8 protein-coding genes and 1 pseudogene are annotated in these 6,598 nt (G+C 45.1%); 3 read left to right on the forward strand and 6 right to left on the reverse strand.

The genetic code is table 11. The features are described from left to right. Window positions 1-133: 133 nt before the first annotated feature. The 5 genes from RMO52_RS10895 to RMO52_RS10915 all read right to left on the reverse strand — a co-directional run bounded on the left by RMO52_RS10895 (window position 134) and on the right by RMO52_RS10915 (window position 3,685). Entirely contained in the window at window positions 134-754 is a 621-nt protein-coding gene (locus RMO52_RS10895; protein ID WP_310413916.1) for a hypothetical protein, read from the reverse strand. Then, window positions 666-1,145: a DUF6640 family protein gene (locus tag RMO52_RS10900; RefSeq protein WP_310413919.1), complete on the reverse strand. Its 480-nt coding sequence runs from the start codon at window positions 1,143-1,145 to the stop codon at window positions 666-668. Before RMO52_RS10900 ends, RMO52_RS10895 begins: the two co-directional genes overlap by 89 nt. Before the next feature lie 333 nt (window positions 1,146-1,478). Beyond that, window positions 1,479-2,372, reverse strand: a complete 894-nt coding sequence (locus RMO52_RS10905; RefSeq protein WP_310413922.1) for an SDR family NAD(P)-dependent oxidoreductase — start codon at window positions 2,370-2,372, stop codon at window positions 1,479-1,481. Between the two features lie 56 nt (window positions 2,373-2,428). Then, window positions 2,429-3,268, reverse strand: coding sequence for an alpha/beta hydrolase (locus RMO52_RS10910; RefSeq protein ID WP_310413925.1), 840 nt, complete (start codon window positions 3,266-3,268; stop codon window positions 2,429-2,431). Window positions 3,269-3,481: 213 nt separating this feature from the next. Beyond that, on the reverse strand, window positions 3,482-3,685 hold the full coding sequence (locus RMO52_RS10915) for a hypothetical protein (protein WP_310413928.1): 204 nt from the start codon (window positions 3,683-3,685) through the stop codon (window positions 3,482-3,484). A 332-nt stretch (window positions 3,686-4,017) separates the two neighbouring features. Between RMO52_RS10915 and RMO52_RS10920 the strand changes: the two genes are divergently transcribed. Genes RMO52_RS10920 through RMO52_RS10930 form a run of 3 tightly spaced genes read left to right on the forward strand, consistent with a single transcriptional unit; the run spans window position 4,018 to window position 6,482 of the window. Continuing rightward, the gene (locus RMO52_RS10920) at window positions 4,018-4,860 is read left to right on the forward strand and encodes a hypothetical protein (RefSeq protein WP_310413931.1); all 843 of its coding nucleotides are present in this window, start codon (window positions 4,018-4,020) and stop codon (window positions 4,858-4,860) included. Between the two features lie 24 nt (window positions 4,861-4,884). Continuing rightward, window positions 4,885-5,631, forward strand: coding sequence for a hypothetical protein (locus RMO52_RS10925; protein ID WP_310413934.1), 747 nt, complete (start codon window positions 4,885-4,887; stop codon window positions 5,629-5,631). Further along, window positions 5,616-6,482: a HEAT repeat domain-containing protein gene (locus RMO52_RS10930; RefSeq protein ID WP_310413937.1), complete on the forward strand. Its 867-nt coding sequence runs from the start codon at window positions 5,616-5,618 to the stop codon at window positions 6,480-6,482. Before RMO52_RS10925 ends, RMO52_RS10930 begins: the two co-directional genes overlap by 16 nt. On the opposite strand, the pseudogene RMO52_RS10935 reads toward RMO52_RS10930, so the two are convergent. Then, window positions 6,479-6,598 (reverse strand): annotated as a pseudogene (locus RMO52_RS10935) (ISKra4 family transposase); the annotation flags it as partial. The gene RMO52_RS10930 and the pseudogene RMO52_RS10935 overlap by 4 nt on opposite strands.

The raw sequence follows: 6,598 nt of genomic DNA on the forward strand, positions 1-6,598 counted from the left end.
GGATTTCCCTACAGCATTTTCACCCCACAAATAAATCGCAGTATCTTCGGCGGTACGATCGTTCAAGGCGGGTAAGGTCGGCTTCAGAAAAAATGTCAAAATTCGACTCTAAGTAACCGCCCGATCGAAGCGGTTACTTAGAGTCTTCGGAGATAGTCGCTCCCGCGCTGCGGAGTTCATCCAGGAACCATTTGCTATCCGAGAGTAGTTCGGGTAGGTACAGCCCAGGGCGGGCAGGAACACGATCGTTTAGTCCCAATACCGACGCGAGTAAAAGTACGATGCTCAGACCCGTGAGTGAGGCTGTGCCATGCTTGAACTCTAGGGTCGATCGCGAATTCTCCGTTCGACCATCGGCTTCGCCCTCGATCTCGACGACGATCTCAGTCGCCGCCTCACTGCCTCGGCAGCGGCTGGACGATTCACCATTCACCAGGTCGAAGCGGATATCCGGTGCCCCAGTGGCGGCATGGAGGCTCGCGGTATCGAACGTGGAAAATGCGGTGGCATCGAGCGAGCGACCGTCGATTGATTCAAACTTGCCCCTGGCGGCATCGCCAGACAGCCATACGCACCGCCCACCCTCGAATACTATTGCGGCGGGAGCAGCACTGTGTACCCGCTTCATATCTTCGATCGCCGCTGGCCCAATTGGATCTTGCTCGTCAACGATTGCGCCGAGCCTGATGGAGCGGACGCTCTCGAAGCTTTTGGCACTGTTGAGTGCCAGAACGAAAGAGCCAGTAACCCACAATTGCCAGAATGATGCTAACTAAAGAAAAAAGAACGCTGGGGTAGAATGGAATACCAAGGATTTGGGGTGGAGCTTCGCCAGGATAAACACTGAGGGAGGTTCCTGGTATTAAAAATGTAGTGTAGAAAAAAGCACTCCGATAGATGATTGGGATTAAGGCGGCGACCCTAACGCCAATTTCGGGTTCCGGCGATCGCCGCCATAGCAGCCATAGCCCCAGGACACAAACGCCGCATAACAACTGAAGCAATGAAAAGTCGTGAAACCTAGCATGAGGTGGCCAATCATCATTAAAAAGGTGCCCCGTATTCCAATCCGCCGCAACCGAAGATAATGCCGTACTTACCAATACTACCGTTAGTAAAAATCGACCAATTTTTTGCTTCAACATCGATCGATTCACCTTTTATTTGCTGAGGAATTGCATCACCGTCGTCTAACTAGCTCTATCAATCGTCTCTAAGTTAAATTTGGTGTAAGTTTTATTGTTTAAAAATGCCAATTTCCATATCTGTTCTCGATCATATCTTACTTGAATTTATAAACCATCTATCTAATTGAGTAGTTAATTTTGGAATTGAAATTCGTCGCGTTATTACTATCTTGATCGTTCAAAATTATCGATGATTGGTAGGCACGATCGAGGGTAATAATTGATAGATATTTTATCTTCTCCAACAATAGTCATGCTTCAAACTCTTGCTAGCTAAGAAATTTGTTGAACTCAGCCTATTTTTGAAAGCACGTCGATCGCGTTTGTCCACCGAACATCGGGATAGCGATCGTTATCTAGTGGTGTATTTTGAACGCTAAACATACTGTACAAATATTGCTTACCCTGCCAACTTGAATACAATTCTTTTTCACCTTCAGGGTGAGCCGATCGTTCTTGTTTGTTTGAGGCGGAAAAATCTTCCATACTTCCCATTTCGATAAGTTTAAATTCTTGTTTTTTAACTTCTGCGCCAACAGAAACCAATTCATTCGGGCTAATTTGGAAACTAGCAATCCGTAGGATTCGGGGAGTTGAGGGATCGATCGCAGCGGCAGCAGTATAATCAGCCGTATCGTCCATCGTTGTAAAGTCGATTTTCCAGTTGGACTTATCGCCCCAGTAGCCAACACTATAATTTTTCACGTTATAAACTGGCGTACCATAGCTCAAAATATCGGCAAAAGCTCCATTCAAGATCGAAGTAGCAGCGATCGGTGATTTATCTAAATATTGATGAAACTCTTTTCTGAGATCGAAATTTCGGTTTTCGCCTGCGGGTAGTTTGGTAAAATCAGAAGAATAATCCGAAGGAATAAAGCGCGGGACACCTGCGGCGATCGCAGCGTCGAGCAGTTTAATTTGGGAGTCAACGATGACATCGTGTAGTCCGGCTAAAGCCGAAACCACACAGGATACGCCCTGGCAAGCTTGTTTGAGTTGAGCGACATCCGACATATCGACAGTAATTACTTTCGCACCGAGTTCGGTCAGTTTGGCAATTTTTTCTGGCTCACTACCGTTACGGACGATCGCCCGAACTTCTGCACCCCTTTTGATTAAGGCTTTGATGATGCGTCCGCCGAGATTACCCGTTCCGCCTGCTACTAAAATGGTTGGTTTCATGATGTTTTTACGTTTGAAATTTTATGGTGTGTAAACGATCGTGATTTTCAATGTACTTATTCACTCAAGAAAGCGAGAAGCTGGCGCGTTAATTCTTCCAACTGTTCCTCTGCAATCCAGTGACCACAATCTTTAATGACGCTGCCGCGAATGTTTGAGGCGAAATCTTGCATCATCATCTCGACGTAGCTACCCAAACTATGCTCGCCGCCAATCGCGAGCACAGGCATGGTAAGTTTCTGCTTTTGACTTTCTTTATTTTGAGCAAAGTCTTGTTGTGCATGACGATAATATTGAAGTGCCGATCGCATCGCCCCGACAGCCGAATACCACCGCACATATTCGTCAAGATCGTCCTCGGTAAAAGCCGCCTGGTTATAGCCGAACCTTCGATAAAACCAAGAAAGATACATCCGCTCGCGCCCCACGATTAGCGACTCAGCAATGTCCGGCTCGGCATGAAATCCCATGTGCCAATAACCGCCGGATTCCACCGTTTGCGGTGCCCCTTCCATCATCACTAACCGACGAACATCATCAGGGTGAGCGGCGGCATACGCATACCCAACGGGTGCGCCGACATCATGCCCGACGATCGAAACTCGTCCCAAGCCGATGTGACGGACGAGTTGATAAATGTCTTCAGCAACGGTTTGGTGGTCGTATCCACTCGTTGGTTTCGATGAAGCACCCATTCCACGCAAATCGGGCGCGATGACGGTGTAGCGTTCGGCGAGAGCGGGCATAATGCGGTGCCACTCGTACCACGTTTGCGGAAAACCATGTAGCAAGACTACTGGCTCACCTGTACCGCCGCTGACGAAGTGTAATTTTACGCCGTTAACCTCTGCCATGTGATGGCTGAAGGTGCGATCGAAATCTATTTTCTCAATCATCTAATAAATCTGCTCGTCTGTATTTTGCTCTGAAGTCATATTCATCGCTAGCTACCTTGGTTGAGAGCGAATATGTTTACAGCCTAACGAATTGAAACACCGAAACTTATCACGTTCTTGCTGTCTTGGATGTATTGACTCAGATGACAATTGTGGTTTCGGATTGGTCGATCGGCAAAAAAATTGCCCCACGCTAATTGTGGGGCTGATGATTTAGTTGGATTCAACTTCTTCGATAGTGCGCGTCTCGCCGATCTTCACAGCACTGACACCCGTGCGGATAGTGCTACAACCTTTGCCAGAGAACATGTTGGGAAATTCTGGGACAGCTTGGGAAGTTGTAAAATATTCCGTAACACGTTCGACGATCGCCCAACAAGCACCCAGTTCACAAACTTTTTTGGCAATGTCTTTCACCTTGGTAAAATTCTTCGCCTATGCGGGATCTGCAACGGTACTAATTGCGATTGCTCTTCCAAGGGCAACTGTGGGCACTATGACTAAAGGGCTAGCCATGTAAGCCGCAAATGCCGCCGAGAAAATTTTATTTTTCATGTGATTTACAATTGAGAAACGTTTTTAGATTCGGTCAGGCGGACAACCATTTAAAACTTCTACTGTTCCGCAGCGCGGTTTGTTTCGGTTTTCGTCTGGCTTCTTTGTCCATGAATCAAGAATAAGCTCAAACCTTTGCTGGATAAAGTCCCCAATGGTATCAGTTTTGGTATAAATTTTGGTGTAAATGTTTTATGGAGAATAGTGACTGGTTAGATTTTCTCGATTTCATTGCCATTGAGAAAAAACTGACAACCATCCAAAAAACAACTCTGAAAACTAAATTTCCAACCTTTAACGGGATGGTCAACGATCGAGACTTACTCGTAAAGCTCAATCTAAATGTAGATGCAGCGGGTACTTTGAAAAAACGCTTGGGCAGTTTATACAAAAAATTTGGCGTACCAGAGGGGATAGATAACAAAGCGATCGCATTACAGAAAGATCTGCAACAGGAATCGCGGAATTGGCTGTGTAAGCAAGAGAAAAACTCGATCGATAATCTATCAATTCCCACTCTCATACTCCCAATCCAGCAAGCTACACCCCAAATCAACTGGCTCGATCGATCGCGCCAACTCCTCCAAGCCCAAAAGCACCTCACCACAAACCGCCTCCTCAACAAATCCAACCGCAATCTCGATGATATTCACGTACCATTGAGACTGATCGAGCGGAAAGAACGCCCCAAGGTAAACGAGGAACCATCGCCAGAACAGGGTTCCCAGCTATATCAAACCGAATACACCGAAACCAAACGCTTCGAGCATGAGGCATTTCTCGCCGATGTGGTAGGAAAACCTGCTGGGGGCAAACATATAGTGATTATTGGCGAACCTGGTGCGGGTAAGACTACCATCCTGACTAAAATTGGTGCATTGCTGATTCAGCAAGCGGAGCAACAACCACCAGCACCATTGGTAGTAGCGTGGATATCGATAGCCGATGTCGGAGATCGCCGACTGCAAGCATATCTTCAGGATGAATGGCTGCAAAAAGTTTGCGAAGACAACTTTGATGCGGCTTGGGAAGACTAGAAAGGATTGCGTCAGCAGGGGCGTGTGTGGCTGTTATTGGATGGTTTGGATGAAATGTCTGACGATGCTTTGGCGGCGATTCATCGCGATTTGGGAGATGCTTGGGCGGAGAATTTGCGGGTGGTGATGACTTGTCGGATCGATCAGTGGGAAACTGCTGCGGGTGGTAATATTCTGACCGATAGCTTTGATGTCTATCGCACGCTGGACTATAGTTATCAGACGAGCAAGGGTGAAGACCAAGTAAAAGAATTTATTGGCAAGTGGTTTGCCGACAATGAAACAGTAGCTACCCAGATTCGCACTGAGTTGGATGATCCAGGCAAGGAACGGATTAAGGATTTGGTAAAAAATCCGCTCCGGTTGACGCTATTGTGTGCGTCTTGGGAAAAAGATAACCAAGCTCTACCAGAGACAAAAGCTAATTTGTATCGGGGGTTTGTGAATTATCTGTATAACTGGAAGGCGGCGGAGTTTAAAGACGAAGTAAAACTCAGACAGGAACTAGATCTAGCTCTGGGGGAACTGGCAAAGGCGGGTTTGAATCGACAACCGATTAATGATGGCGCAGTCAGACGGTTTCGCTTTACAACTTCGGAAATCAGCGAGTTATGGGCAGATCGATCGGATACTTTACTACCTACTGCGAAGAATTTGGGCTGGCTGAATGTGGTGGGAGAGGAAGCAGGGGAGGATGTATATGCTTTTTACCATCCGACATTTCAGGAATATTTCGCCGCGACAAGTGTAAATAATTGGCACTTTTTTTAAACCACTTCCCCGATAGTCCCAATCATCCAGATGCAAGCTACCGAGTGTTTGAATCACGATGGAAAGAAGTCTATTTGCTATGGCTAGGTCAAGACAAAATACTCAGAAAAGACAAGGAGTACGCACTATCATTATTAATTACATTTAACGATGCTTGCGATGAATTATACAAGTACAAAGCTTTTGTAATGGCAGCATTGGGAATAGCGGAGTTTGGAAGTTATAGTCAAGCAGAATCAATTATAAAGCAAATAGTAAATTGGTATTTTGGATATATAGAATTTCAGCTTGACAATGAGCTGACAGTTACATTTCATAGCTCCATGACTATCGATAATTTGGTGAAAACAGCCCTTGAAGAAACTAATAGGCAATCCCTAATCAAATACTTGTCTAAACTAGCTAATACAAGCTCATATGAATCTACCCGTCGAGATGCTGTTCGTTGTTTGCGAGAAATTGGATATAACGATTGGGAAGTCATTCAAGCAATGATTGAATTGACGAGTAACACAGACAAACAAGTTCGACAAAAAGCAATTGAATACTTAGGCGAAATAGGAAAAGGAAAATCAGAAGTTATAAACACATTGAATTCATACCTACTTGATGCCGATGAGGAGGAGCAATTTAAGATTGCCAAAGAATTAGGTAAGATTGACATAGACAATAAAAATGTAATTCAAATTCTGATGAGTAATTTACTGGCATGTGACGATAGTTATGATTCTCGTCAAATTGCATATATTATTCAAAAAGTTGATATTAATAATGAATGCTGCCAAATTTTAAAAAATCTATTGCAAAATGTCGAAGAAGACAGCGCAGGGAGCATCCCACTTTTTATTTAGCGATCGCTAATTAATCTGTTAAGGTAGGCACAGCGATGGGCTAGTACTTGAGGAACATTTTCAAATTTCCACTGTGCCCCAGATATTTTAGTGCGACGGTCAATCTGTTTAATTGT

The organism is Chamaesiphon sp. OTE_8_metabat_110, from assembly GCF_031382685.1.
In the GTDB taxonomy this organism is placed as follows: Bacteria; Cyanobacteriota; Cyanobacteriia; order Cyanobacteriales; family Chamaesiphonaceae; genus Chamaesiphon.